Raw genomic sequence first — 1331 nt, forward strand, 5'->3', positions numbered from 1 at the left:
AACGTGCGTAAGCTCGGGGAGCATCTTACCAGAGATGACTCTACAACGTCGGATGAGTGGGTGACTATGGGTATAGTACGTAAACGTTGTTTTTGAAGAGCCGACGGCGGAATACGAGGTGGAAGCAGGTGGCTGGAGTTCAGACGTGTGCCCTTGCGGTCGGCGCGCGCCGCCCGGCGCGCGGCCGGAGCGCCGGCGCGGCGAGAGAGGTCGCCGAGGCGGCGCGCGAAGCCTTCTGCGAGCGCGATGCCGAAATCGGCAGGTTCGGGCAGCCTCGCGACGAGGCCGCCGGTGAATTCGAGCGTATCGTCCTGCACGTTCATGTTCATGCGCGGCCCCCTTCCATCATCCGGTCGAGTGCGTCGACGAGCGCGCGCCCGGGCCGGCGTGCATGCACGCCGGCCGGCTCACCGCCGCTGCGCCAGTCAGGCCGCACACCGCGCACGAACAGGTACAGGTAACCCGCGATATGCGTGTCGTAGTCGTAGTCGGGCAGCCGCCCGCGCAGGTAGCGATGCAGTGCAACCGTATAGAGCAGCGCCTGCAGGTGATACGCGTGATCGGCCATCGCGACATCGAGCGCGCGCGGGCCGTAGGCGTCCGGCGTCGTGCCGAGATGGTTCGACTTCCAGTCGACGATCCAGAAGCGGCCGTCGTGTTCGACGATCATGTCGATGAAACCCTTGATGAAACCGGCGAGCGTGCCCGCCTCCAGTGCAACGTCCGGGTAGCCGTGCGCGACCAGCAGGCGGCGCAGCGCCATCAGGTCGAGCGACGGCGCCGGGAACAGGAAACCCATTTCGTCGAGCCGCTTCGCGGGATCGAGATCGGCGAGCCGCATGCCCGGCACGAGCTCGGTGCGCACGACATCGTCGACCAGTTGCACCATCATCGCCGGCAGGCGTGTGGCGAGTTCGGGCTCGGCCTCGACCGGCCGGTCGTGCAGCGCGCCGAGCGCGGCCCTGGGCCACGACTCGGGCTCCGTGAAGCGGCTGAGTTCGAACAGGCGGTGCAGGCACTCGCCGGCCGCCGCGCCGCGCGGGAACACGAGGATGTCGTCGTCCGGCGGTTCGGGCGCGACCGGATCGGCCAACAGCCACTCGCCATCCGGCGCCACCGCGGCAAGCGCATCGTGATCGGGCCTCAGTTCGTCATCGGGCACGGCCGCGACACCTGCCTCTTCACGCGCCATCGACGCGGTCAGCGAACTGAAGCTGGCCATCCGCCACGCATCGCGCAGCATGCGCGTCGCATGGCGCGCCGCGAGTGTCTGCGACGCGTCGTGCCCGGCCGCAAGACGCTCGGGTCGCGCCGGCGCCGGCAATGGCGCC

General features: G+C 68.9%; 2 protein-coding genes. Both read right to left on the reverse strand.

Going from position 1 to position 1331, the window contains the following annotated elements:
* Positions 1-323, reverse strand: a 323-nt coding sequence (locus tag G3O06_RS48220) for a hypothetical protein (protein WP_241020629.1), incomplete at its 3' end; no start/stop codon positions are given.
* Between the two features lie 2 nt (positions 324-325).
* A partial coding sequence (locus G3O06_RS48225; RefSeq protein ID WP_205820444.1) for a PD-(D/E)XK nuclease family protein occupies positions 326-1331 on the reverse strand: 1006 nt, incomplete at its 5' end.

It is taken from the genome of Burkholderia sp. Ac-20345, from assembly GCF_017104825.1.
GTDB lineage: Bacteria > Pseudomonadota > Gammaproteobacteria > Burkholderiales > Burkholderiaceae > Burkholderia > Burkholderia lata_B.